The organism is Haladaptatus sp. AB618, from assembly GCF_024136965.1.
GTDB lineage: Archaea > Halobacteriota > Halobacteria > Halobacteriales > Haladaptataceae > Haladaptatus.
In genome coordinates this window covers 350,438-372,702 of record NZ_JAMYJX010000001.1, presented here as the reverse complement: position 1 = coordinate 372,702, position 22,265 = coordinate 350,438, and the positions used below count along the sequence as shown (strand labels likewise).

26 protein-coding genes are annotated in these 22,265 nt (G+C 61.9%); 17 read left to right on the top strand and 9 right to left on the bottom strand.

Annotated elements, in window-relative coordinates:
- Positions 1 to 146: 146 nt before the first annotated feature.
- Positions 147 to 995, bottom strand: a complete 849-nt coding sequence (gene hisG, locus NKF26_RS01930) for an ATP phosphoribosyltransferase (RefSeq protein ID WP_253233944.1) — start codon at positions 993 to 995, stop codon at positions 147 to 149.
- Between the two features lie 128 nt (positions 996 to 1,123).
- Here hisG and NKF26_RS01925 point away from each other — a divergent pair, with 128 nt between their 5' ends.
- The 5 genes from NKF26_RS01925 to hjc all read left to right on the top strand — a co-directional run bounded on the left by NKF26_RS01925 (position 1,124) and on the right by hjc (position 5,279).
- Complete coding sequence (locus tag NKF26_RS01925; protein ID WP_253225045.1) at positions 1,124 to 2,416, top strand: amidohydrolase; 1,293 nt, start codon at positions 1,124 to 1,126, stop codon at positions 2,414 to 2,416.
- 154 nt (positions 2,417 to 2,570) lie between these two features.
- Positions 2,571 to 2,786 (top strand): hypothetical protein, encoded by a 216-nt coding sequence (locus tag NKF26_RS01920; protein ID WP_253225044.1) that lies wholly within the window; start codon positions 2,571 to 2,573, stop codon positions 2,784 to 2,786.
- A gap of 2 nt (positions 2,787 to 2,788) precedes the next feature.
- The gene (locus tag NKF26_RS01915; RefSeq protein ID WP_066140515.1) at positions 2,789 to 2,986 is read left to right on the top strand and encodes a helix-turn-helix transcriptional regulator; all 198 of its coding nucleotides are present in this window, start codon (positions 2,789 to 2,791) and stop codon (positions 2,984 to 2,986) included.
- Between the two features lie 68 nt (positions 2,987 to 3,054).
- Positions 3,055 to 4,338, top strand: coding sequence for an adenosylhomocysteinase (locus NKF26_RS01910; RefSeq protein WP_253225043.1), 1,284 nt, complete (start codon positions 3,055 to 3,057; stop codon positions 4,336 to 4,338).
- A 452-nt stretch (positions 4,339 to 4,790) separates the two neighbouring features.
- The gene (hjc, locus tag NKF26_RS01905) at positions 4,791 to 5,279 is read left to right on the top strand and encodes a Holliday junction resolvase Hjc (RefSeq protein WP_066140512.1); all 489 of its coding nucleotides are present in this window, start codon (positions 4,791 to 4,793) and stop codon (positions 5,277 to 5,279) included.
- A 45-nt stretch (positions 5,280 to 5,324) separates the two neighbouring features.
- On the opposite strand, the gene NKF26_RS01900 is transcribed toward hjc, so the two are convergent.
- The gene (locus NKF26_RS01900) at positions 5,325 to 6,008 is read right to left on the bottom strand and encodes an SWIM zinc finger family protein (protein WP_253225042.1); all 684 of its coding nucleotides are present in this window, start codon (positions 6,006 to 6,008) and stop codon (positions 5,325 to 5,327) included.
- 280 nt (positions 6,009 to 6,288) lie between these two features.
- Between NKF26_RS01900 and NKF26_RS01895 the strand changes: the two genes are divergently transcribed.
- The gene (locus NKF26_RS01895; protein WP_066140509.1) at positions 6,289 to 6,492 is read left to right on the top strand and encodes a transporter; all 204 of its coding nucleotides are present in this window, start codon (positions 6,289 to 6,291) and stop codon (positions 6,490 to 6,492) included.
- Here the strand turns inward: NKF26_RS01895 and NKF26_RS01890 are convergent.
- Entirely contained in the window at positions 6,489 to 7,553 is a 1,065-nt protein-coding gene (locus NKF26_RS01890; protein ID WP_253233943.1) for a DNA primase large subunit PriL, read from the bottom strand. The genes NKF26_RS01895 and NKF26_RS01890 overlap by 4 nt on opposite strands.
- 143 nt (positions 7,554 to 7,696) lie before the next feature.
- Between NKF26_RS01890 and NKF26_RS01885 the strand changes: the two genes are divergently transcribed.
- Positions 7,697 to 8,284, top strand: a complete 588-nt coding sequence (locus tag NKF26_RS01885; protein WP_253225040.1) for a hypothetical protein — start codon at positions 7,697 to 7,699, stop codon at positions 8,282 to 8,284.
- 23 nt (positions 8,285 to 8,307) lie between these two features.
- On the opposite strand, the gene NKF26_RS01880 is transcribed toward NKF26_RS01885, so the two are convergent.
- Positions 8,308 to 9,051: a DNA polymerase sliding clamp gene (locus tag NKF26_RS01880; RefSeq protein ID WP_066140502.1), complete on the bottom strand. Its 744-nt coding sequence runs from the start codon at positions 9,049 to 9,051 to the stop codon at positions 8,308 to 8,310.
- A 182-nt stretch (positions 9,052 to 9,233) separates the two neighbouring features.
- On the opposite strand from NKF26_RS01880, the gene NKF26_RS01875 reads away from it, so the two are divergent.
- Complete coding sequence (locus NKF26_RS01875; RefSeq protein ID WP_190303696.1) at positions 9,234 to 9,383, top strand: hypothetical protein; 150 nt, start codon at positions 9,234 to 9,236, stop codon at positions 9,381 to 9,383.
- Between the two features lie 111 nt (positions 9,384 to 9,494).
- The gene (locus NKF26_RS01870) at positions 9,495 to 10,253 is read left to right on the top strand and encodes a 23S rRNA (uridine(2552)-2'-O)-methyltransferase (protein ID WP_253225039.1); all 759 of its coding nucleotides are present in this window, start codon (positions 9,495 to 9,497) and stop codon (positions 10,251 to 10,253) included.
- A 41-nt stretch (positions 10,254 to 10,294) separates the two neighbouring features.
- Here NKF26_RS01870 and NKF26_RS01865 read toward each other — a convergent pair whose 3' ends face one another.
- From NKF26_RS01865 to NKF26_RS01855, 3 genes are read right to left on the bottom strand one after another with little or no spacing between them, the layout of a single operon-like run.
- Positions 10,295 to 11,023 carry a queuosine precursor transporter gene (locus NKF26_RS01865; protein WP_253225038.1) on the bottom strand — a complete coding sequence of 243 codons (729 nt, stop codon included), beginning with the start codon at positions 11,021 to 11,023 and terminating at the stop codon, positions 10,295 to 10,297.
- Positions 11,016 to 11,189: a ribbon-helix-helix domain-containing protein gene (locus NKF26_RS01860; protein WP_066140492.1), complete on the bottom strand. Its 174-nt coding sequence runs from the start codon at positions 11,187 to 11,189 to the stop codon at positions 11,016 to 11,018. The genes NKF26_RS01865 and NKF26_RS01860 overlap by 8 nt, the downstream gene beginning before the upstream one ends.
- A gap of 36 nt (positions 11,190 to 11,225) precedes the next feature.
- Positions 11,226 to 13,460, bottom strand: a complete 2,235-nt coding sequence (locus NKF26_RS01855; protein WP_253225037.1) for a twin-arginine translocase subunit TatC — start codon at positions 13,458 to 13,460, stop codon at positions 11,226 to 11,228.
- A 94-nt stretch (positions 13,461 to 13,554) separates the two neighbouring features.
- Here NKF26_RS01855 and NKF26_RS01850 point away from each other — a divergent pair, with 94 nt between their 5' ends.
- Positions 13,555 to 14,409, top strand: coding sequence for a twin-arginine translocase subunit TatC (locus NKF26_RS01850; protein WP_253225036.1), 855 nt, complete (start codon positions 13,555 to 13,557; stop codon positions 14,407 to 14,409).
- A gap of 313 nt (positions 14,410 to 14,722) precedes the next feature.
- On the opposite strand, the gene larE is transcribed toward NKF26_RS01850, so the two are convergent.
- Complete coding sequence (gene larE / locus NKF26_RS01845; RefSeq protein ID WP_253225035.1) at positions 14,723 to 15,556, bottom strand: ATP-dependent sacrificial sulfur transferase LarE; 834 nt, start codon at positions 15,554 to 15,556, stop codon at positions 14,723 to 14,725.
- Positions 15,557 to 15,703: 147 nt separating this feature from the next.
- On the opposite strand from larE, the gene NKF26_RS01840 reads away from it, so the two are divergent.
- The 6 genes from NKF26_RS01840 to NKF26_RS01815 all read left to right on the top strand — a co-directional run bounded on the left by NKF26_RS01840 (position 15,704) and on the right by NKF26_RS01815 (position 20,611).
- Positions 15,704 to 17,677 carry an endonuclease MutS2 gene (locus tag NKF26_RS01840; RefSeq protein ID WP_253225034.1) on the top strand — a complete coding sequence of 658 codons (1,974 nt, stop codon included), beginning with the start codon at positions 15,704 to 15,706 and terminating at the stop codon, positions 17,675 to 17,677.
- Between the two features lie 69 nt (positions 17,678 to 17,746).
- Positions 17,747 to 18,013, top strand: a complete 267-nt coding sequence (locus NKF26_RS01835; protein ID WP_253225033.1) for a hypothetical protein — start codon at positions 17,747 to 17,749, stop codon at positions 18,011 to 18,013.
- A gap of 99 nt (positions 18,014 to 18,112) precedes the next feature.
- Positions 18,113 to 18,271, top strand: coding sequence for a DUF1059 domain-containing protein (locus NKF26_RS01830; protein WP_082837713.1), 159 nt, complete (start codon positions 18,113 to 18,115; stop codon positions 18,269 to 18,271).
- Positions 18,272 to 18,346: 75 nt separating this feature from the next.
- Positions 18,347 to 19,477, top strand: a complete 1,131-nt coding sequence (locus NKF26_RS01825; protein ID WP_253225032.1) for an ORC1-type DNA replication protein — start codon at positions 18,347 to 18,349, stop codon at positions 19,475 to 19,477.
- Positions 19,478 to 19,592: 115 nt separating this feature from the next.
- On the top strand, positions 19,593 to 20,324 hold the full coding sequence (locus NKF26_RS01820) for a tetratricopeptide repeat protein (RefSeq protein ID WP_253225031.1): 732 nt from the start codon (positions 19,593 to 19,595) through the stop codon (positions 20,322 to 20,324).
- Positions 20,321 to 20,611 (top strand): DUF424 domain-containing protein, encoded by a 291-nt coding sequence (locus NKF26_RS01815; RefSeq protein ID WP_253225030.1) that lies wholly within the window; start codon positions 20,321 to 20,323, stop codon positions 20,609 to 20,611. Before NKF26_RS01820 ends, NKF26_RS01815 begins: the two co-directional genes overlap by 4 nt.
- A gap of 40 nt (positions 20,612 to 20,651) precedes the next feature.
- On the opposite strand, the gene NKF26_RS01810 is transcribed toward NKF26_RS01815, so the two are convergent.
- Positions 20,652 to 20,831, bottom strand: a complete 180-nt coding sequence (locus NKF26_RS01810) for a hypothetical protein (protein ID WP_253225029.1) — start codon at positions 20,829 to 20,831, stop codon at positions 20,652 to 20,654.
- A 119-nt stretch (positions 20,832 to 20,950) separates the two neighbouring features.
- Between NKF26_RS01810 and NKF26_RS01805 the strand changes: the two genes are divergently transcribed.
- Entirely contained in the window at positions 20,951 to 22,195 is a 1,245-nt protein-coding gene (locus NKF26_RS01805; RefSeq protein WP_253225028.1) for an aminotransferase class V-fold PLP-dependent enzyme, read from the top strand.
- Positions 22,196 to 22,265 lie beyond the last annotated feature (70 nt).

Here is a 22,265-nt window from a genome sequence, read left to right as displayed (position 1 = left end):
GAGGACGAACCACACCACCGCGATGACGGTGCCGACGGTGGCGTCAGAAAATCCGAACACGGTGAGAACGTCCATATCAGTGAGCGATCGTCAGGAAATAAATTCTTTCTGCCCGCAAAAACGTAACGAAGCTCGAAAAGAGCCGTTCAGTCCACGAGTCGCTCGATTTCCGTCACGAGGATGCCGCTGGCTCCGAGTTGTTTGACCTCGTTGATGGTCTCGAACACGTCCCGCTCGTCCACGACGGTATGGACGGCGACCTTGCCGTTTCCGGCGATGTCCATGATCGTCGGGCCGCCGAGACCGGGAATCACTTCGCGGATCTCGTCCAGTTTGTCCTCGGGCGCGTTCATCATGAGGTAGCGTTTGCCCTCGGCGGAGATGACCGACTGGAGCGCCATGGTGACCTGATCGACCTTGTCGTCGCCGACCACGTCGTCGCGGGCGAACAGTCGAACCGAACTCGCCAACACCTCGTCGATGATGCCGAGGCTGTTGACGCGCAGGGTCGTGCCGGTGCTCGTGATGTCGATGATGGCGTCGGCCATGTCGACGTGCGGCGTGAGTTCGGTCGCGCCGGAGACCTCCACGATTTCGGGGGAGACCTCGGTTTCCGCGAAATACTGCTTTGCGACGTTGGGGAACTCGGTGGCGACGGTCTTGCCTGCGAGGTCGGTTATCTCCTTGATGTCGCCCTCTTCGGGTGCGGCCAACACGAGTCGGCACTGGCCGTAGCCCAGATCGAGGAGGTCCGAGACGTTGCCGGGGTTTGCCTCCTGCATTTGGTCGAGGCCGGTGATGCCGAGGTCGGCCGCGCCGTCGCTCACGTACTCGGGGATGTCGGCGGCGCGGGCGAACAGCAGCGTCACATCCGGGTCCACTGTGTTCGCGTACAGCTTGCGGTCCGCACCGTCCACGACATGCAGCCCGGCGTGTTCGAGCAATTCCATCGACGGGTCGTGCAACCTGCCCTTGTTGGGGACCGCGATTCGCATTATCTCGGCTTCGGTCGGCCAGACGGATTACTCTTGCTTTCCCGGTTCAAACTGCAAATTGTGCCATACCGTACCGTATCACGGGGGAATCCAGCAGAGTCATGCGAGGGGGTGAACTATTTCGGCCCATGACGACGCTCAAAATTTCCGGTGGGAAGGTACTGCGACCGGACATGACCGTCGAACGCGCGGACGTGCTGGTGAATCAGGACGACGGAACGATCCTTTCCGTCGGCGACGTCGCGGACGCGGACGAGACCCTCGATGCGGAGGGAGGCCTCGTGATTCCGGGGCTCGTGAACGCCCACTGCCACGCCGCGATGACGCTCCTGCGCGGCTACGCAGACGACAAACCGCTCGACACGTGGCTCCGGGAAGACGTGTGGCCGGTCGAGGCCGAACTGACGCCGGAGGACGTCCGCGCCGGAACGGACCTCGGTCTGTTGGAGATGATCAAATCCGGAACGACCGGATTCGCGGACATGTATTTCGAGATGGACCAAGTCGCCGAAGCGGTCGAGAAGGCAGGCCTCCGCGCCCGAATCGGACACGGCGTGGTCACCATCGGGAAGGACAAGAAAGCCGCCCGCGAGGACTTCGAAACGAGTCTCAGCATCGCCGAGGAGTTCGACGGCGCGGCGGACGGCCGCCTTTCGACCGCGGTGAAGCCACATAGCCTGACAACGGTCGACGAGGAGTATCTGGACGAGTACATCCCACGCGCCCGCGAAGCAGGAGTTCCCGTGCACTATCACGCGAACGAGACGCGTGACGAAGTCGCGCCCATCGTCGAGGAACGAGGGGAGCGCCCGCTCGAATACGCCCGTGACAAGGGGATGACCGAGGAAGGGGATTTCATCGCACACGGCGTCCACGTCAACACGACGGAAATCGAACTGCTCGCGGAGACGGGCACGGGCGTCGTCCACTGCCCGGCCTCGAACATGAAACTCGCCAGCGGGATGGCTCCCGTACAGGCGATGCTGGACGCGGGCGTCACCGTCGGACTCGGAACCGACGGCGCGGCGTCGAACAACGACCTCGACATGTTCGGCGAGATGCGCGATGCGGCCATGCTCGGCAAACTCGCCGCGAACGATGCCAGCGCGGTCCCCGCCGAAGAAGTAGTGAAGATGGCGACCGCCGGAAGCGCGGACGCTATCGGCTTCAACAGCGGCCGAATCGAGGAAGGGGCGAACGCCGACCTCGCCGTCATCGACCTATCGGCACCGCACCTCACCCCGCACCACGACCTCGTCAGCCACCTCGCCTACGCCGTCAACGGGAGCGACGTCCGACACACGATCAGTGACGGGCGCGTCCTCATGGAGGACCGCGAGGTGCTGACGCTGGACGAGGAATCGGTCCGGGAGACCGCCGAGGAGAAGGCACAAGAACTGGTTGCGCGCGCTGCGGAGTGAATTCGGAAGGGCGTCTTTTTCGGAAGAGCGTCTCTCGGTTTTTCCTGCTGCCGACTCGATACCGACAGACCACGGGTGGAAAGCCAGTCCGCTTAGCGACAGAATGGTCAGTCCGGTGGAAAGTTTTACAGACATCAAGTAAAGAGTACTTTACATGGAAACCGCAGACGAACGCGCGGTCGAAATCGGTCGCCGAAGTTCTCGAACGGCGTACATCGCGCTATCGGCGTTGCTGTTGGCGGTCGTGGTGGCTCACGTCTACCAGCACGGCTTCGACAGTTTCGAGAAGGTTCGGTTCGAATTTCTCGCGTTTCTGCTCGGACAGGCCGTTTACTTCGGGTCGGGGCTGTACTACAGACGCGTGATGTAGCGATGGAAAACGACCTCAAAGTCAGGCGGGCGAAAGCCGACCTCACGCAGGCCGACCTCGCGGACGTGGTCGATGTCTCCCGCCAGACCATCAACGCCATCGAGGGAGGGCGATACGACCCCAGCCTCGAACTCGCGTTTCGACTGGCGGGATACTTCGGCTGTTCCATCGAGGACATCTTCGACGCGCCGGACGACTGATCGCTGGTGACGATCAGAACCCTGTTTTCTTCGGTACCGTTTTCAACGCGCTCGCCCATCACGAACGTATGGCAGACTACCCGCCGATAAGCGAGCAACTGGACGATTTGGAGTCCGCTCGCGTCGAGGGGCACCGCAAGATGGACTGGGCGCGCCAGCACATGCCGATCATGACGACGATTCAGGAGGAGTTCGTCGCCGACAAACCGCTGGAGGGGCAGCGAATCGGCATGGCGATGCACGTCGAGGCGAAGACCGCCGTCCTCGTGGAGACGCTCGCCGAGGGTGGCGCGGAAGTCGCCGTCACCGGCTGTAACCCGCTCTCGACCCACGACGACGTGAGCGCCGCGCTGGACGAGCACCCGAACATCACCAGCTACGCGAAGCGTGGCGTGGACGACGAGGGCTACTACGAGGCCATCGAATCCGTTATCGACCTCGAACCCACCATCACCGTGGACGACGGCATGGACATGGTCGCCGCCATCCACGAGGACTATCCGGAACTCATCGACACCGTCATCGGCGGCTGTGAGGAGACGACGACCGGCGTCCACCGACTCCGCGCGATGGACGAGGACGGCGCGCTCGACTACCCCGTCTTCGCCGTCAACGACACGCCGATGAAGCGCCTGTTCGACAACGTCCACGGGACCGGCGAATCCTCGCTGGCGACCATCGCCATGACGACCAACCTCTCGTGGGCCGGGAAGAACGTCGTCGTCGGCGGCTACGGCTACTGTGGCAAAGGCGTCGCGAAGAAGGCGGCGGGCCAGAACGCGAACGTCATCGTCACCGAAGTCGAACCGCGCCGCGCGCTCGAAGCCCACATGGAGGGCTACGACGTGATGCCGATGGCCGAGGCCGCCGAGGTCGGCGACGTGTTCATCACGACGACGGGCAACCGCGACGTCATCACCGAAGAGCACTTCGAAGTCATGAAGGACGGCGTCCTGCTCGCCAACGCGGGTCACTTCGACGTGGAAGTCAACCTCAACGACCTCTCGGACCTCGCCGTCGCCGAGCGAGACGCCCGCGACGGCGTCCACGAGTACGAGATGGCGGACGGCCGCCGACTCAACGTCATCGCGGAGGGCCGCCTCGTCAACCTCGCCGCACCCATCGCGCTGGGGCACCCCGTCGAAGTCATGGACCAGAGCTTCGGCGTGCAGTCGGCCTGTGTGCGTGAGATGGTCGAAAACAGCGAGAAATACGACGCTGGCGTCCACGACGTGCCCGACGACCTCGACAAGGAGATCGCCGAAATCAAGCTGGAAGCCGACGGCGTGGAGTTCGATTCCCTCTCCGACGAGCAGACGGAGTACATGGGAAGCTGGCAGCACGGGACGTAAACAGGAATAGAAGGGGATTTTTCTGCGTTTTCGTTTGTGGGGTTCGTATCGTTTCAGTTGTTGGATTGGGATTTTAGGAATTTCGCGTCCGATTACGACAAGTTGCTGAATTCGGTTCTTCTGCGATCACAGCGACGATGATGACAACCTCGAAAGCCCCCGCCCACTCGCGTTTACGTGGTTGCTGTGTGGCCACTATTTTGGCCGGGCGGTGTTGAGAGGCCAAAATATCCTGCACAGCAACCGCGAGCGAGCGGGGGCTTTCGAAGTCTTCATCACAGTTATTGAAATCGCATATGAATCAGAAACGTCTCGTCGTAGCGAACGGACGGGGGCTTTCTGGACTTTCCTCGGAGCTACTGCGACTCAAAGCTCGAATCATCACGCCGTCGGGTTCACTTCCACCGCGCTATCGGCCGTTTTATTGCCCGCGACCGCCGACCATCGACAACATGGCGAATCGGAAAGGCGACAGACGGGAGCGCGAACTCGTCAACAGGTTGGACGAGGTCGGATTTGCGGTCATGCGTGCTCCCGCGAGCGGGGGTGCGACCCAGCGCGAACTGCCGGACGTGCTGGCCGGGAACGGGAACGTCTTCTATGCGATCGAGGCGAAATCGAGTTCTGGCGACCCGATCTATCTCACGGGGGAGGAAGTCGAGGCGCTGGTCTACTTCTCGCAGAACTTCGGCGCGAAGCCGAAGATCGGCGTGCGCTTCGACCGCGAGGACTGGTACTTCTTCCACCCCGCCGACGTTCACCAGACGAAGGGTGGGAACTACCGGGTAAAAAAAGAGAAAGCGCTGGAGGACGGGGATTCGATGGACGACCTCCAAAGCGACGACGAAGACGAGGAATCGAAACACAGCGTCTCGGACATCCTACACGCGGTCGATCAAGGCGTTCTCTCGGTGGAAGAGGCGACGGAGATTTTGGAATAACGGTCGCTCCACAGTGGATTCGAAAATGCTGAAAAATCGATCCGACTACTCGGCGTCCGGGAAGTCGGTCAACTCGGACTGATCGTCCGGTCGTCCCGGCCGCTTGAGCCGCGAGCGCGGGAACGAGTAGCGCCGAAGGTGACGCGACTCGACCTGTTCGGGTCGAAGCCCCGACGGAATCGGGTAGAGTACTTCGACCACCGGGTCGTCCGCCGGGTAGCCCTCGTTCGTGGGATACTCGGCGACGGTGCAGTCGCGGCCCGGTACCTCGACCTGGTCGGCCCTGTAGTCGGTCATTCGAACGACGACCAGCAGGTCACCGCTCGCGCGGTCCACGACGGGTTCGCCGGGTTCGAGCCGACAGTGGTCACAGAAGTGCGGCCCGGCGGCGGCCGTCTTCTCGTCCACGAAGACGGACGAGTCACATCGGGTACACTCGACGGCCTCCTTTCCCGGCGGGGGTACGCGCCCCTCGTTGATTTCGATGGCGACCCGCCGGATGTGCTTGCACCGGACGCCCCGCATCATGTGGTCGGGGCAGGTACAGCGACCCCCGAGCAGGTCGACGAAGTACGTGTTGTCGCTCTGGCTTTCGACTTCGTACAATCCGCCACCGAGCGGCGTGACGGACATTCGCTCCGCTCTGGCGCGTTGTGAGCGTGGATTCGTCTCCTCCGTCTCTGCCAGCGGAGCCAGCGATACTTTTCTGGAAGCGGCTGTGTCTATCATGGGTGCTTCCTCCGTGAAACCCGGCGACGAAAATCAGCACGTTGCGACTCCTCAGCGGTGGTTTCGACGTATTAGGGTACGTGCCGAACGACCCTAAGGCTTTCACCTGTCAACGCAAACTGCGCCCGTTTCGGCGGAGAACTCAACGGTAATGACCCGTTGATATCCGAGATCGTGTCTCGAGACTGTCAAAATTGACGTGGAATCGGGGATTCACGACGACGGACGGGCGCGACCGAGAAGCGGAGAACTTTTGATGTAACCCCGGGAAATCCAGAGCATGGAACTCGAGGGCGATACGCTCCGCGACATCGTCGTCTCCGTCGTGTCGGTTGGATTCTTTATCGTAGCGATGTATATCGTCGGGTCACAGTACGATACCGGCGGTATTACTGGGGCGGGCGCGCTCGAAATCGTCGGCGTCATCGCGCTCTTCATTCTCGTCATGACCGGCGTCGGCTTCTGGTTGGCGAATCAGCACTAACGGTCGCGCCAGTCGGTCACGGTTCCGTTTTCGTCCAGCGCATCCTCGTAGTAGACGAGCGGATGCGTCACCGTTTCACAGCGCTGGTCCTGATTCACACAGTCGTCGTACGCCTGTAACGTCGCGCAACTCGGCGGCGCGAACTGCGTCGTTCGCTCGTCGCGGACACGCTCGATTCGAGCGCGCAGTCGGTCTCCTCGACCCGATTCTCGAACCTCACAGAGCGACAGTATCTCGTCCGCGTCGAGCCCGATGCTGGCGAGAAACGAGACGAGCGTGAACTCGGAGTGGGAGGGGAGCGTTTCCGCGTCCCGCATCCGGGAGAGCAGCGCCGTCATACACGGTGGGAACAGTTCCGGGGCGAGCGTATCGATATCGTGTGAAAAGTCCGCGTCGGTGAACGACGACTCCAATTCCGACAGTTCCTCGTCGAGTGCGGCCGCGATTTCCGAGGGGACCGAAAGCGGCAGATCCTCTGCGATCCGCATCTCCACTGCCGTCCGGAGCAGTTCGTGCAGTTCGGCCTGCGAGACGGTGACGACGCCGTCCGAAAGCTGGCGCGTGACGAGTCGCCAATCGTCACCGTAGTCACTCGCGAGGGAGATGTACGTGACAACGTTGACGCCGAAGTCGTCGCCGCGCGCGACGACGTCCTCCGAGAGGTCGAAATCCGTGAGCAACTGTTGGAGCGTGAGCGACGTTCCGCCCGTGCTCTTCAGGCCGTCGTCGGGCGTCTCGAAATCGGCGGTGAACCGTTCGTAGGCCGTCGTCGCCTCGGCGCTGGCGTACTTTTCCACTGCACCCGGCGCGTTGAGGAGCGACACCAACAGTCGGGCGATGGGATAGGAAAGCACCTCGGTCGATGTCGCCCACCGCCGTCCGTCGTCCGGGGCGCGCACGGTTCCATCGAGCAATGCTCGGCGCACGCGCTCCACGCCACGCTCGACGGCGGGGTGGCGCTCTCCCTCGCCCGCGATAACCGCCGCAGGGTCCAGGTTTGCGTCCCGAACCGCCTCGCGGGCGGACGCGAGGAACGGGTATCGGGCATGGAGCGAATTCATTGTTCGCCGTTTCGAGCGATGGCGGATAAACGCGACGGTCGCCGGTAACGAGGGATTTCTCGGACGAGGAAAACGGAAATGCCGCATTTCCGCGATTCGGTCGAATCCAATCATCTATTACCGACGCGTGAGTACGGAATTGCGTGCCACGTTTCGACTATCCCTGTCCCGACTGTCGGACCACGACGAACCTCCACGGCCCCGACTGCCGATTCGACGGGGAGCCGTGGACGAACATCGAAAAGGCGTACACGGACATCGTTTCGGTCCTATCGGCCGACTCCCTCCCCGAGGAGGAACTCCGCGAAACGGTTCACGGGCGGTGGGACGCTACCCACGCCGCCGCGCTCGACCGACTTCGACACGAAAAGCGCGTCGTAGAAAACGACGGTGCGCTCCGATTGCTCACCGGCGACGAGTTCCGCGAAACCGTCTCCGAACCGAGCTTCGAGCCGATGCGGACGATTTACGAGAAGGGGAGCGTGCCGGGATGTCACGACAACGCCGTCTTCGCCATGGTCGCGTGGTACGAGATGGTCGGCCTGTCGTGGCCCGAGACGCGTGAAAACGTGGTCGAGTGGCTGCACAAGAGCGGAACGTGGGGACGCGGCGGGTTCGAGGAGTCCACGCCCGAAGAACTGGTCGAGAACAAGCGTCACGTCTACGAGGTCGGCTACGGCTGGAAGGAGAAGGCGGAAGCGACGAAGGCCGTTATCGATCGGAATCTATAGAACGAGAGTCGTCGAGGCTGTTTTCAGTCGCTCTGGATACGCGGTGCGAGCATGTACGTCACTTGGCCCATGCCTTCCGCGATCTCGAAGTGAAGTTTGACGGGGAACTCCTCGCCGAGGTCGATGCTCACTTCGCCGTCGTTCGGGATGGCTTTGTTCATGTCCTTGAGATAGTCGAGACTGAACAGGGAATGGGCGGGTCCGGTCGTGAGATCGATGAGGTCGTCGCGATCGAGTTTCAGATCGACGTCGTCGGTGTCACCTTCCGCTTCGACGTAGAACAACTCGTCGTCCTCGTCCACGCCGAGGGCAATGTGGTCGGACACCATGTCGGCCGCTTTGACCGCACGGTCGATATCGGACCCTTCGACGACGATAGTAGCGGAGAGATCGAGGTCCGGGATGTCGGGTTCCTGGCGGATGGAATCGGGGTCGATGAGCGCGAGGGTGTACTCCAAGCCGTCGATTTTGATGTGGAGTTTTCGCGTCTCCTCGTCCAACTCCATCTCGATGAGTTGGTCGGAGCTAGCCATGCCTGCGACGCTTTCGAGGCGGTCAAGATTGACGCCGAGGATACCGCCGTTCGACTCGTAGGACTCGAACGCTTCGGCGTCGAGTTGGAGGTCAACCATGCCGACGTTGGCCGGGTCGACTGCTTTGATAGTGAGGCCATCCTCCTCCAAGTGGATTTTACATTCATCCACAAGAACGCCCACGGAATCGATTGTCGTCCGGAGCGTATCCGCGCTCACGATAGCCTTGAACATGTTGATAGGGGGTATGAAAGGGTGGCATAAAAGTCATCCGTTCGCGCGCGCGGCGTGTGCATACTGAGGGCGCACCACGCCATCGAACGGGGGACAATCATACCACCGCCACCTCATTATTACAAGATATAATATACAGATTTTTGATAAACTTTTTACGCTAGAAGGTACTCTGAAGAAATATGTCGCAGGAGTGGCGGCCAGAAGAATACACGCTCGACGAAGACGACCCTCGATGGGGAGTGTGCAACTACTGCAAGAAGAAGGTCTTCGTCGGCGGAAAGAACAAATCCGACCTCGTTCGTCATCAGGACGAGTGTGAATACCGCTGACGGGGGCGTTCCTCGTCGGCCAGTTACGATTTTTGCGACCGGTGGAACGCCACGGAGAGCGACGGACAACGAAGGGCGTAAACATCCTCGTAGACAACCCATTCCTAACAAATGGCCCGTAAAGACCACTACTACAACAAATCCAAGCAGCAAGGCTACCGCTCGCGGGCGGCCTACAAACTCAAGCAGTTGGACGAATCCGCACATCTCCTCCACGAGGGCGAGACGGTCGTCGACCTCGGGGCGGCCCCGGGTGGCTGGTTGCAGGTCGCCGCCGAGGAAGTCGGCGACGACGGAACCGTGATCGGTGTCGACCTCCAGCGAATCAAATCCATCGACGGCGTCGAGACCATCCGCGGCGACATGACCGAGGAGGAAACCCAACAGGAAGTCATCGACGTCGCCGGTTCGGCCGACGTCGTCCTCTCCGACATGGCACCGAACATGACCGGCGAGTACAGCCTCGACCACGCTCGGTCGGTGTATCTCGCCCGACAGGCGTTCGAGACGGCCCTCGAACTGCTCGATTCGGGCGGCGACTTCGTCGTCAAGGTGTTCCAAGGACCTGACTTGGACGACCTGCGCGACGACATGGAACCGGAGTTCGAGTACGTCCGAACGATGAGCCCCGACGCCTCGCGTGACGAGTCCTCCGAGGTCTACCTCGTCGCCCGCAAGCGCCTCACCGCACCCGTCAGGGCGGGCGACAAACTCGAAGTGACCATCGAAGGCGTGGGAAGCGAAGGCGACGGCGTGGCGAAGGTCGAAGAGTACACGCTGTTCGTGCCGAACACCGAGGAAGGGGAAACCGTCGAAATCCGCGTCGAGGACGTGAAGCCGAAGTTCGGCTTCGCCCAGCGACTGGACTAACGGTTCTCGCCGTCCATCACCGAATCACATCCATCTGTTTTTCAGTCCGCCGAACTCGGCACTCGACCGACGTTCGTTTGTGAACGCAGATAGCCCACGACGGCGTAGACGAAGGGCGTGTCGAGGAGTGCGACGAACAGCTTGAAGATGTACTGGCCGACGATGAGCGACAGGACGACGCTCGTCGGGATTTCCGGACCGATACCGGCGAATCGCGGAAGTGCGAAGAACGCGATTCCGACGAAGATGACCGTATCGATGGCCTGACTGGTCGCCGTCGAACCGATGTTGCGCGCCCAGAGGTGGTCGCCGTCGGTGAGTTCGCGGATTTCGTGGAAGACGATGACGTCCCAGTTCTGACTGACGACGTACGCACAGAGGCTTCCAATCACGATGTTCGTGCTCGCGCTGAGGACGGTCTGGAACTTCGTGGGGTCCACGCTGGACTGTGCGGCAGGTGCCTCGATGGTGGACCAGACGAGCACGAGCATGACGAAGATCATCACGAAGGCGACGTTGACGAGTCGCTGGGCCGCCTTCCGACCGTACACTTCGGCGTAACAGTCCGACGCGAAGAACGTCAGCGCGTAGGCCAGCGCCGCACCCGGCAGGACGAGCGCGTCACCCGTAACCGGGAGCGAGAGTGGAATCGTGAACTGGAGCACCTTCGCCGCCGTGAGCTGTGCCGTCACCAGCGCCGTCACGAACAACCCGGTGAGGACGAGTTGACCGGTTGCGAGCGCGGACCCCGGTTGCACTCTCTCAGTCATCTTCGAGTCGTCCGTGACGTTCGTCTATCTCGTCCAAAATATCCAGCATCTTCCGGATCGACGCACGAATGGCGTCGCTTCTGTTCACGAATTTACCGTCGTCGCCGACGTGGTCGTCCAAGTCGGCGAGCAGTTCGTCGGGTATCTCGACGCTTATCTTGCTCATACCGTGGTATTCCGTGAAGAATACTTAAGCGCACCGTCAGGCGCGCCGACCGCCGAGCGTCCCAACCCAGAGACCGCCGAGACCGATGAGGTAGGCGACCGAGAGAGGAATCGCGATGAGGAACAACGTGTACAGGCTGTCCGGGGTCACCAACGCGGCGATGACGAAGATACCGATGATGGCCGGACGCCAGTGTTCGAACATCGTCTCGAAGTTGAGGATGCCGCCCCAGTGGAACATGAACATCGTCACGGGGATGTCGGCGAGGAGGCCGATACCGACCGTGGTGAGGAAGACCAACCAGAAGAACGCCTTCACTCGGTAGTAGATGACCATGTCCGCGCGGTGGGCGTCCATGACCAACCACGAGATAATCTCCGGCGCGACGATGGTGTAGCCGATGTAGCTGCCGACGAGGAGACCGGCGAAGAGCGCACCACCCCACGCGAAGAACACGTTGCGGTTCCCGCGGACGAGTTTTCGCTCCTTCATCGCGGGCCATCCGTAGTACAGCACCATCGGGAGCACGGACACGACTGCCAGCAGCGTGCTGATCTTCACTTCGAAGATGAGCGCCTCGACCGGATGCAGAGTCACGACGTTGAGCAGTTGTCCGTTACCGGCGGCGGCCGTCACGGCTTCCGGGACGCGACTGGTGAAGTCCTTGTTGATGGTCCCGATACCACCCTGATAGAGGTAGACAAAGACGCCCGCGAGCACGAGCATGAACACGATGACGATGCGGAACATCTTCGACATGAGGCTCTGGGCGATGAACGCGAAGTCGTAGTAGTAGCCGCCGATGTCGTCCTCGGTCGTCTCGTCGTCGGTGAACGCGCTCGCCATTCCCGCCGTGGTACGCTGGAAGACGTTCCCCTCCTGCTCGGTACTCTGTTGTGCCACGTCCTCGGCGAGCGGTGCTTCCCCCTCGGGCGCGTCAGGATCGCTCTCACCCGTCTGAACCGCCGCATCGGCCTCCTTCGCTTCCTGTGCCGCGTCGTAGCGGTCGAGGATGGCCTGTGCCTTCTCGGGTTGGTCGGCATCCATCGCGGCGCGGGCGTACTCGACCGACTCGCCCTCGCCCATCTCGGCGAACAGTTCCGGCGGAGCGGCACGGACACCCGCCGCGTCGAGTTCGTACAGGTCGAGGCCCGTGGATTGACCGATTGCCGCGCTCTCTTCGAGGGAGGTGAACAGGAAGTAGAGCGTAGCGATAATCAGCGCGACGAGCGCAACCGCGACGGCGGTCAGGACGACGGCCGTTTCGCGCGGGACGCCGATGGCTTGTTGTATCGGCGGGAACGGCGCTGGACGGTACTTCGCCGGAAGTCCCGAAAGGAGTTGTTCGTTCACGAAGCCGATGCCGTTCTGCGTGATGAACAGGTACGTCGCCGCCGCCGCGACGAGCGTGATTCCGGCGATGTAGTTCCACTTGTCCCGAATCGCCGTTCTCGGACTCACCTCGTTGCTTCCCCGTTTGATAGTGACGAGGAACTTCGACAGGTAGAGGCTGAACCCGTAGAGGAGACAAAGCGGAACCGCCCACATCACCTGCGTGAACGGGTCGGGCGGTGAGGCCACGGCACCGAAGACGAAGATGATGAGGACGGCGTACCGCCACTTGTCGCGGAACGTCTCGTAGCGCACGATACCCGAGTAGCTCAGCGAACTCATGATGAGCGGGAGTTCCGCCGCGAGACCGAACGAAAGGGAGATGATGAGGACGAATTCGGTCCACTGCACGATACCGTACTTCGGCTCCAAACCGGCGTTCACGGCGTTCTTCGCGAGGAAATTGAACATTATCGGGAGGTAGACGGAGTACCCGTAAGCGATACCCCCGACGAACAACAAAACGCCGAGCAGGACCAGCGGAACGATTTTCCAGTAGGAGATGGACGTTTCGGGATACCAATCGTTTTCCCGAATAGAATCACGAGCGAGATAGAGCAAGGCGGGAATGGAGAGAACGACACCGGCGAACATGGCGATTTTCGCCTGCAAGAGGATCACGTCGAACGGCGTCACGGCGACGATCGTGACGTGATTCATGACCTTCTGTGACATCCCCGAGGTCGTCACGTCGCGCAGGAACGGCCACACCACCCACGACATGCTATAGAACGTCCCGATGAACCCGATAACGAAGACGATGAAAACCTTCTGGAGTTCCTTCTGCGCCGTTCTCAGTAGGCCGCCAATGGTTTCACGGCCTGAAGCAACCGTTCTCGCCGTATCCTCGCCGATGAGACTGTTCCCCGAGGTAGACATTGCTTGGGGATGGTAGCCCCGTGTCAGTTATCAATCTTCCCGTCTCGCGAGATGAAGAAAGCCTATAATAATACGGCTGCTTATCCTCGGGTGAATGGGCGAAGAATCGGATGCGACGGCAGGTAGTAATCTATCCAAGGTCCCGGCGTCGGAAGAAACGCCGGCGCCGCCGGATGAAGACCTGTACGAGCCAGAGGACCCGGAGCAAGCAGTCGAGCGGCCGAGTCAGCCGATGGAGGACGAGGAGATGCCGCTGGCCGACCACGTCGAGGAGATGATAAAACGGCTCGCCGTTGTCATCGTCATCGCGGCGGTCGTCACCCTTCTCATCCTCCCGACCGCGGACCACATCATCAACTTCCTCTGGTATCAGATCCTGCCGGTCGCGAAGGACACCCGACCACGAATCTACGCCCCGCTGGCGCTCGTGATGACGAAGCTCAAAGTCGCCAGCCTCGGCGGCCTCGTCGTGGCGCTCCCCGTCATGGTGTACGAGACGTACCTCTTCATGCGCCCCGGACTCTACCCGAACGAGCGACGCTACTACCTCGCCGCAGTCCCGACCAGCCTCGTCCTCGCGTTCGTCGGGCTCTGTTTCGCCGACTTCCTCATCCTGCCGGCCATCTTCAAATACTTCCTCTCGTACACGTCGAGCGCGGACGTCGGCATCGCCTTCGGGTTGACGAAAACGTTCAACCTCATCCTGATGATGATGGGCGTGTTGGCCATCGTTTTCCAGATTCCGCTCCTCATCATGCTCGCCATCATGATGGGACTGACGACACGCCAGTGGATGGCCAGCAAACGCCTGTACTTCTGGGGTGCGTTCGCCGGGTTCGCCTTCCTCTTCAGTCCCGACCCGACGGGAATGGCCCCGTTCCTCGTCGCGATTACGATGGTCGGGCTGTTCGAGGGAACTCTGCTCCTCCTAAAATGGACGGGCAGGTGACCGTTTGACACAGTTTTTGGCACACACACATTTCCGTGGAGATACACAATGAGAGCTTTCGATAGCTGTAATCGGTATATAACTAAGGGGATCAGTCCTCAATGTAGTGGTAGCGTTCGTACCTGCCCTTAGCTCGCGTGCCAGCAGCTACAGACCGCAGTTCGCGTGCCAGCAAACTGCCACCCTTTGGGTGCGAACGCCCGACGCTGCTTTCTATCGACTGTCAGTCCCCGAGTCTGCACTGAATTCGTCCTCGATCAGCGGTTCGCGTGTGTCAGATTCGTTTCCTCGGACATCGTTCGCTCTTCGATGTTCACTCGCCAGTCGCCGAGTGAACATCGCCCTCCGGGCTCACACTTCCAGTCCGATAACCGTGTAGGTCGAGCGTGACGTGGTCGAAACCGAGGTCCGCGAAGTGGTCGCGGGCGGCGCGAACGAACTCCTCGTCCAGCGCCCGCGACAGTTCCGCCTCGCCGAGTTCGATCCGGGCGAGTCCGTCGTGGTCGCGGACGCGAAACTGGGTGAATCCCCACTGGCGAAGGAGGGTTTCGGCGCGCTCGATGCGCGAAAGTCGCTCCTCGGTCACTTCCAATCCGGTCGGAATTCGGGAGGAGAGACACGCCATCGCGGGTTTGTCGGCGACCGAGAGGTCGTACCGCTCGGCGATTTCGCGCACCTCCGATTTCGAGATGTCGTGCTGGAGGAGCGGCGAGTAGGCGTCGAGTTCCTCGACGGCGCGGAGGCCGGGGCGGTGACCCGCGCTCACGTCGTCCGCGTTCGTCCCGTCGCAGACGACCCCGATGTCGAGTTTCGCCGCCGCCTCGAACATCGAACCGAGGCGCATCGTCCGGCAGTGATAACATCGCTCGTCGTCGTTCTCGACGAAGTTCGGGTCGTCCAACTCGCTGAACTCGGCGATTTCGTGGCGGATGCCGATCTCATCGGCGACTCGCTTTGCATCCGCGAGTTCGGCTTCCGGCAATGTTTCGCTCTTCGCGGTACAGGCGACGGCGTCGTCGCCCAGCGCGTCGTGTGCGATGGCGGCGACGACGCTCGAATCGACGCCGCCGCTGAACGCGACGAGGACGCCGTCACGGTCCGCGAGGTCGGCTTTCGCGGCTGTCAGTTTCTCCGAGAGGGTCGGCATACCTCGTGATTGTTGTGGACCGGCAAAAACACTTGGAGGGGGACAGTACATCGAATTCCACCGATCCGACTGCTCTCGGGAACGGACGACCGTCGATCGGTACGCGTCGGGAACGTTTTTTATGTATGCCGCAATATCACGGAGCGAATGGAGTTCGAGGCGGTACCCGGCGTCGGTGCGAAGACGGCCGACGCGCTCGCGGAACTGGATAACGCCGAGCGAGCGCTGGAGACCGGCGACGTCGCCACGCTCGCGCGAGCGCCGGGCATCACGGAAGGACGCGCCGCCGCCATCGCGCGCGGTGCCATCAGGATTCGACACGACGACGAGGGCGGCTTTCTCGCAACCGACAGGGCGCGCGAACTGTACCGCGACGTGCTTTCCTTGGTGCAAGCGCGCGCCGTCACGACGTACGCCGAGAAGCGCCTCGAAACGCTGTACCCGAGTTCGACGGCGTCACGAATCGAGGAAGTCCACGAGTTCACCCGCCGTGCGATGGACCGCACGCCGACGGCGGACGTACGCGACGCGTTGGCGGGCGTCGAACCGCTGTCGAGTCCGCGAGGGGTTCGAGTCAACGACCGCTGTCTGGCGACGACGGATGCCGAACGCTACGCGGAAGCGCGCGAGGCGGTCCCGGAACTGCCGATAGAGGTCGTGGAGGACACGCGGGAACTGGCGGAACTCGCACGCGGCTATTCGACCGTCGTCGCGCTGGACGAGGCGTTCACGGGCGTCGCCATCGACGGCGACGTTCGCGTCGAACCCGACGCGTTGGACACCCCGGCGGAACTCGTTCCCGAACGACCGCTGGCCTTCTTCGCCGAGAATCGGGAGACGTTACTCGCGGCCGCCGAGGTCCATCGCGTCGCGGGATTGGATGCACCGCTCGACATCGACGGACTCGAATCCGCGTTGGCCCGCGTCACCGCGGACGGCGGCGTGACGGGCGACGAGGAACTCTCCCGGTTGACCGACGCGATTTCGGATCTGGACGCCGCCGTCTCGATGGCCGAGAACGTCGCCAACGACCGACTCCGCGAGGCGATTCGGGAGCGGGACGTGACCATCGAGGGCTCCGACCTACTCTCGCTGGTCGAACGCGGCGCTGGGGTGGATTCGCTCCTCTCGCGCGAACTGACCGACGAGTACGACGATGCGGTCGACGCCGCCCGTGAACAACTGGTCGAGACGTTGGCGCTGGACGCGGGCGAAACCGAACTCGCGCGACAGGCGTTCTCGGACGACCCGACGTTTCCCGTCGAGCACGACGAGGGCGTGATTTCCCGGCTTCGGGAGCAACTGACCGCCGAGAAATCACGACGCGCGGCGCGGCACAAGCGCGAACTCGCGCGTGAACTCGCGGACGAACGGGAGGCGGCGAGAGAACTGGTTCGCGCCACGCTCGAACTGGACGTGGAGTTGGCCGTCGCGCGGTTCGCCCGCGACTTCGACTGCACGATGCCGGAATTCGACGGCGACGGCTTCGACATCGTCGGCGGGCGCTCGCCGCTCCTCGACGTGGCGTTCGAGGACGTGGAACCCGTGGATTACGGTGTGTCAAGCGTGGCACTGCTCTCGGGCGTCAACAGCGGCGGGAAGACATCGACGCTGGATCTGGTGGCGCTCGTCGTCATCCTCGCCCACATGGGCCTGCCGGTTCCCGCCGAGTCGGTTCGACTACGGCGGTTCGAGGAGCTGCACTATCACGGGAAGACGCAGGGCACCTTGGACGCTGGCGCGTTCGAGAGCACGCTCCGACAATTCGCCGCCCTCGCCGACGGGGAGACGGGCAGACTCGTGCTGGTGGACGAACTCGAAAGCATCACGGAACCCGGCGCGAGCGCGAAGATCATCGCTGGAATTCTGGAGGAACTCGGCGAGCGCGACGTGACCGGCGTGTTCGTCTCCCATCTCGCCGACGAGATTCGGGCCGTGGCGAACTACGCCGTCGCGGTCGATGGAATCGAAGCGAAGGGGTTGGTCGATGGAGAACTCGTGGTGGAGCGCTCGCCGGTCAAGGACCACCTCGCTCGTTCGACACCCGAACTGATCGTCGAGAAACTGGCTGACGGGGGCGAAAACGGCTTTTACGAGCGCCTGTTGGAGAAGTTCGACTAGAGGTCGTTGCCAACTACGGGATGTGACCCTCCGGAACGTACTTTCGGTTGGCTGGATAATTAGATGAATATGTCCTCGTCGCGGGTTTTTTGGGTCGCTCTTACGGTGTACGGAATCAGTGTCTCGATACGGTGGGTCGCCGAATCGCTTCCGGGAACCCTCACCGTCGTATCGCTCGTGACCGGCGTCGCCGCCCTCGGAATCATAGTCGGTGGCATTTACGGTACGCTTCGGCCGGACGAGGCGGGGGGACCCGCCGCGAAAAGCCCACTGACTTACTGTGCCGTTCTGGGGGCGGTGCTATCCACTGCTGGCCTCGTGTTACGGGTCCTGTGAGCGAGCGTGATTGACCGCTTCTCCTCGTTTCGACAGCCAGAACGGTTACCTATCAGCATACCGTTCCCGTTTGTGCCCCGAAACGGGGGGAGATTCATCATGGCACAAGAATTCGAATGTACGCAACAGGATTGTGACTTTATGGTACGGGCGAACGATGAGCAAGAAATCATCGATATGGTGCAGGAACACGCCCAGGAAAAGCACGGTATGTCGATGGACAGAAATGACGTCCAAGGTGCAATAGAGCAGATCTGATAGCTCAAACGCCTGTGTTCGACCTCTTTTGTCGCTGGCGAAGGATTAAGTAGCTACGGAAGCGTGGTGAAAGTGATGGCAGACGACCCCGAGGAGGGGATGTTGTCGTGGGACGAGTCGGTGTTCCGCGAGGAGCACGTCTTCGAAATCGACTACGTGCCCGAGACGTTCAAACATCGGGAATCCCAGACACAGGGCCTCCAATACGCGCTTCGGCCAGCAGTTCGCGGGTCGCGCCCACTCAACGTGATGGCGCGCGGGCCGCCGGGGACTGGCAAGACGACGTCCGTCCAGAAACTGTTCGACGAGCTATCGGCCCAGACGGACGTACGGACGGTTCGCGTCAACTGTCAGGTCGATTCGACGCGCTATGCGATTTTCTCGCGCATCTTCGAGGGTATCTTCGACTACGAACCGCCGTCCAGCGGCATTTCGTTCAAGAAGCTGTTCCGCCAGATCACGGACAAACTGGTGGAAGAGGACGAGGTGCTGGTCGTCGCGCTGGACGACGTGAACTACCTGTTCTACGAGGGAGAAGCGTCGGACACGCTGTATTCGCTTCTCCGCGCTCACGAGGCCCACAGCGGGGCGAAGATCGGTGTTCTCGTCATCTCCTCCGACCTCAACCTCGACGTCATCGAGGAACTGGACACCCGCGTGCAGAGCGTCTTCAGGCCCGAGGACGTGTACTTCCCGGTGTACGACCGCCAGGAGATAATCGACATCCTCGGCGAGCGCGTCAAGCGCGGGTTCCACGACGGCGTCATCGGCCCCGACGTGCTGGAGCGCGTCGCGGAACTCACGTCCGAGAGCGGCGACCTGCGCGTCGGCATCGATCTGCTCCGGCGGGCGGGGCTGAACGCCGAGATGCGCGCCAGTCGAACCGTGAGTTCGCAGGACGTGGAGGACGCTTACGAGAAGTCCAAGTTCGTCCACCTCTCGCACAGCCTGCACGCCCTGAGCGACCACGAGGTCACCCTCGTCCGCGTCATCGCCGAACACGACGGCGAGCAGGCGGGTGAGGTGTACGACGTGTTCCACGACCAGACCGACTTGGGCTACACCCGCTACTCGGAGATCATCAACAAACTCGACCAACTCGGCATCATCGACGCAACCTACACCAACGTCGATGGCCGCGGGCGGTCGCGGTCGCTGTCGCTGCGCTACGATCCGGAAGCCGTGTTGGCGCGATTGGACGACTGAAAGCGACGTGGTTGATTTTGATTGGAATGCCCTTCAGTGACCACCACCCAGAATCTCGATTCTCGCCGTCCTCGTGGCGCAGTCCTTAACAGTGCGCCGCACCAAGCGGGATGTAATGACCGACGAGCGAAGTCACAAATTCTCCGAGGGACAAGGCTTCGACGACCCGTACGATGAGTTCGACTTGGACCCGCCGGAACTCGAAGTGAATCCGGACGAGGTGGACCCGGTGGACTCCCGAGTCGTGACCGACCTCCTCGACCAGCAGGCGATTCCGCGGGACAGGGTTTCGGTTTCCGACCTCATGGAGGTCGGGCTGAGCTACATGCAGATCAACCGCTTCGAGCAGGCGACCGAGACGTTCGAGCGGGCGGCGCGGTTCGCCGACGAGGACTCCCTCGACGCACAGGAAGCCTGGGCGAACAAAGGCGTTGCCCACGCAGAACTGGAGGAGTGGGACGAGGCCATCGGCGCGTACCGCGAAGCGCTGCACATCGACGACGACAGCGAACACGCCGCGACGGCGGAGACGAACCTCGCGTACGCGCTCTGGGAATCCGGCCGAACGGAGCAGGCGCTCGAACACTCCGAGCGGGCGGTCGAGATCGACCAGCGGTTCCCGCAAGCGTGGTTCAACCGCGGGTTCTTCCTGCTCGAACGCGGGCTACTCGAAGATTCGGTGAACTGCTTCGACAACGCGATCCGCCTCGGCTTCCGGAACGCGCAGGTCATCGAGGAGAAGGCCCGTGCGCTAGAGGAGTTGGGCGAGGACGAGGAAGCCGAAAAGCTCGCCGAGGAAGCCGAGGAGATGCGACGGGAGGCCGAGGAAGAGTTGATCCAGGAATGATACTCAAGGAGCGCGACACGGGCGAAGGGCTGCTGGTCGCGGTCTGTGACGACGACGTGTTGGGCGAGACATTCGAAAACGGCGACCTCTCGTTCACCGTCAGCGAGGAGTTCTACGGCGGCGACGAGGCCGACGAGGACGAAGTCGTAAGCAGCCTCACGCGGGCCAACGTGGCCAACATCGTCGGCACCGACGCCGTGGCGCTCGCGGTGGACGCCGGGTTCGTGGACGAGACAAACGTCCTCGAATTCGACTCCACTCGACACGCGCAGTTCCTGCGGATGTAAGCGCGGAAAACCGGGCTGTTACTTCTATTCGACCAATCGACTAATCGAGATACGCCGGAACGTTCACCGCGATGAGACAGAGGAGGGAAGCGACGACCGTTCCGATGGCGACCGGTAGGTAGCCAGCGTGGAATGCCACTGTCAGAAACGTGTGAAAGAGGCCGACGAACAGGAGGGCGAGAAAGAGTAGATTGCCGACCAAGCGTCGTTTCGAAACCATAGCGGACCTATGAACTGAAGGGTCTTAACGTACGTTGCCAGCCGGAAGGCCGAATCAGATAGCGGTGGGGCTTGGGGAGACCGAAGAAGTGTTCCCACTCGAACTCCAATCAATACCTAATGGAATCACAGCAGTCCGACACGCTGGATGTCGAACGCATCCGGGAGGACTTCCCGATCCTTCAGCGGGAGTTCAACGGCAAGCAGGTGGTGTATCTCGACAACGCGGCGACGACCCAAACGCCCGACCAAGTCGTCGATACCATCAGCGACTACTACCGAAACTACAACGCGAACGTCCACCGCGGCATCCACCAGTTGAGCCAGGAGGCCTCCATCGCCTACGAGGAGGCTCACGACCGCATGGCCGAGTTCATCGGCGCGAGCGGGCGCGAGGAGATGGTGTTCACGAAGAACACGACCGAATCCGAGAACCTCGTCGCCTACGCGTGGGGACTGAACGAACTCGGCCCGGGCGACGAAGTCGTCCTCACCGAGATGGAACACCACGCGTCGCTCGTGACGTGGCAGCAACTCGCCAAGAAGACCGGCGCGGACGTGAAGTACATCCCCGTGAACGAGCAGGGATATCTCGACATGGACGCCGCCGCGGAACTCATCACCGACGACACGAAGATGCTCAGTGTCGTCCACGTCTCGAACACGCTCGGAACGGCGAACCCCGTCGGCGAACTCGCGGACATCGCACACGACCACGACGCCCTCATCTTCGTCGACGGCGCACAGGCCGTCCCGAACCGCCCCGTGGACGTCGAGGCCATCGACGCCGACTTCTACGCCTTCTCCGGCCACAAGATGGCGGGGCCGACCGGCATCGGCGGCCTGTACGGCAAGGAGCACATCCTGGAGGAGATGGAACCGTACCTCTACGGCGGCGAGATGATCCGGAAAGTCACCTACGAGGATTCGACGTGGGAGGACCTGCCGTGGAAGTTCGAGGCAGGAACGCCGAACATCGCGCAGGGAATCGCCATGGCCGCCGCCGCGGACTACCTCGACGACATCGGCATGGAGCGCATCCAGCGCCACGAGGAGGGACTCGCCGAATACGCCTACGACCGCCTGACCGAGGAGGGCGACGTGGAGATTTACGGCCCGCCGGGCGACGACCGCGGCGGTCTCGTCTCGTTCAACGTGGACGGCGTTCACGCCCACGACCTCTCCAGCATCCTCAACGACCACGCCGTCGCCATCCGCGCCGGAGACCACTGCACCCAACCGCTTCACGACAAACTCGGCGTCGCCGCCTCCGCGCGGGCATCTTTCTACATCTACAACACCCGCGAAGAGGTCGATAAACTGGTCGAAGCGGTGGACGACGCTCGGCAGTTGTTCGCGAGATAACCTCCGGATCGCGATTTTCAGTGACCGTATTCTCGTCCGTGAGATAGGTCTATGACCGATGCTAGCGGTA

Bases quoted from the DNA above. Each gene is read 5' to 3' on its own strand.
- NKF26_RS01900 (WP_253225042.1), bottom strand. From the start codon at position 6,008: ATGATAGACACAGCCGCTTCCAGAAAAGTATCGCTGGCTCCGCTGGCA.
- NKF26_RS01820 (WP_253225031.1), top strand. From the start codon at position 19,593: ATGACCGACGAGCGAAGTCACAAATTCTCCGAGGGACAAGGCTTCGAC.
- NKF26_RS01875 (WP_190303696.1), top strand. From the start codon at position 9,234: ATGTCGCAGGAGTGGCGGCCAGAAGAATACACGCTCGACGAAGACGAC.
- NKF26_RS01815 (WP_253225030.1), top strand. From the start codon at position 20,321: ATGATACTCAAGGAGCGCGACACGGGCGAAGGGCTGCTGGTCGCGGTC.
- NKF26_RS01850 (WP_253225036.1), top strand. From the start codon at position 13,555: ATGGGCGAAGAATCGGATGCGACGGCAGGTAGTAATCTATCCAAGGTC.
- hjc (WP_066140512.1), top strand. From the start codon at position 4,791: ATGGCGAATCGGAAAGGCGACAGACGGGAGCGCGAACTCGTCAACAGG.
- NKF26_RS01865 (WP_253225038.1), bottom strand. From the start codon at position 11,023: ATGACTGAGAGAGTGCAACCGGGGTCCGCGCTCGCAACCGGTCAACTC.
- NKF26_RS01830 (WP_082837713.1), top strand. From the start codon at position 18,113: ATGGCACAAGAATTCGAATGTACGCAACAGGATTGTGACTTTATGGTA.
- NKF26_RS01805 (WP_253225028.1), top strand. From the start codon at position 20,951: ATGGAATCACAGCAGTCCGACACGCTGGATGTCGAACGCATCCGGGAG.
- NKF26_RS01855 (WP_253225037.1), bottom strand. From the start codon at position 13,460: ATGTCTACCTCGGGGAACAGTCTCATCGGCGAGGATACGGCGAGAACG.
- NKF26_RS01910 (WP_253225043.1), top strand. From the start codon at position 3,055: ATGGCAGACTACCCGCCGATAAGCGAGCAACTGGACGATTTGGAGTCC.
- hisG (WP_253233944.1), bottom strand. From the start codon at position 995: ATGCGAATCGCGGTCCCCAACAAGGGCAGGTTGCACGACCCGTCGATG.
- NKF26_RS01880 (WP_066140502.1), bottom strand. From the start codon at position 9,051: ATGTTCAAGGCTATCGTGAGCGCGGATACGCTCCGGACGACAATCGAT.
- NKF26_RS01925 (WP_253225045.1), top strand. From the start codon at position 1,124: ATGACGACGCTCAAAATTTCCGGTGGGAAGGTACTGCGACCGGACATG.
- NKF26_RS01895 (WP_066140509.1), top strand. From the start codon at position 6,289: ATGGAACTCGAGGGCGATACGCTCCGCGACATCGTCGTCTCCGTCGTG.
- NKF26_RS01810 (WP_253225029.1), bottom strand. From the start codon at position 20,831: ATGGTTTCGAAACGACGCTTGGTCGGCAATCTACTCTTTCTCGCCCTC.
- NKF26_RS01840 (WP_253225034.1), top strand. From the start codon at position 15,704: ATGGAGTTCGAGGCGGTACCCGGCGTCGGTGCGAAGACGGCCGACGCG.
- NKF26_RS01825 (WP_253225032.1), top strand. From the start codon at position 18,347: ATGGCAGACGACCCCGAGGAGGGGATGTTGTCGTGGGACGAGTCGGTG.
- larE (WP_253225035.1), bottom strand. From the start codon at position 15,556: ATGCCGACCCTCTCGGAGAAACTGACAGCCGCGAAAGCCGACCTCGCG.
- NKF26_RS01920 (WP_253225044.1), top strand. From the start codon at position 2,571: ATGGAAACCGCAGACGAACGCGCGGTCGAAATCGGTCGCCGAAGTTCT.
- NKF26_RS01890 (WP_253233943.1), bottom strand. From the start codon at position 7,553: ATGAATTCGCTCCATGCCCGATACCCGTTCCTCGCGTCCGCCCGCGAG.
- NKF26_RS01860 (WP_066140492.1), bottom strand. From the start codon at position 11,189: ATGAGCAAGATAAGCGTCGAGATACCCGACGAACTGCTCGCCGACTTG.
- NKF26_RS01835 (WP_253225033.1), top strand. From the start codon at position 17,747: ATGTCCTCGTCGCGGGTTTTTTGGGTCGCTCTTACGGTGTACGGAATC.
- NKF26_RS01870 (WP_253225039.1), top strand. From the start codon at position 9,495: ATGGCCCGTAAAGACCACTACTACAACAAATCCAAGCAGCAAGGCTAC.
- NKF26_RS01915 (WP_066140515.1), top strand. From the start codon at position 2,789: ATGGAAAACGACCTCAAAGTCAGGCGGGCGAAAGCCGACCTCACGCAG.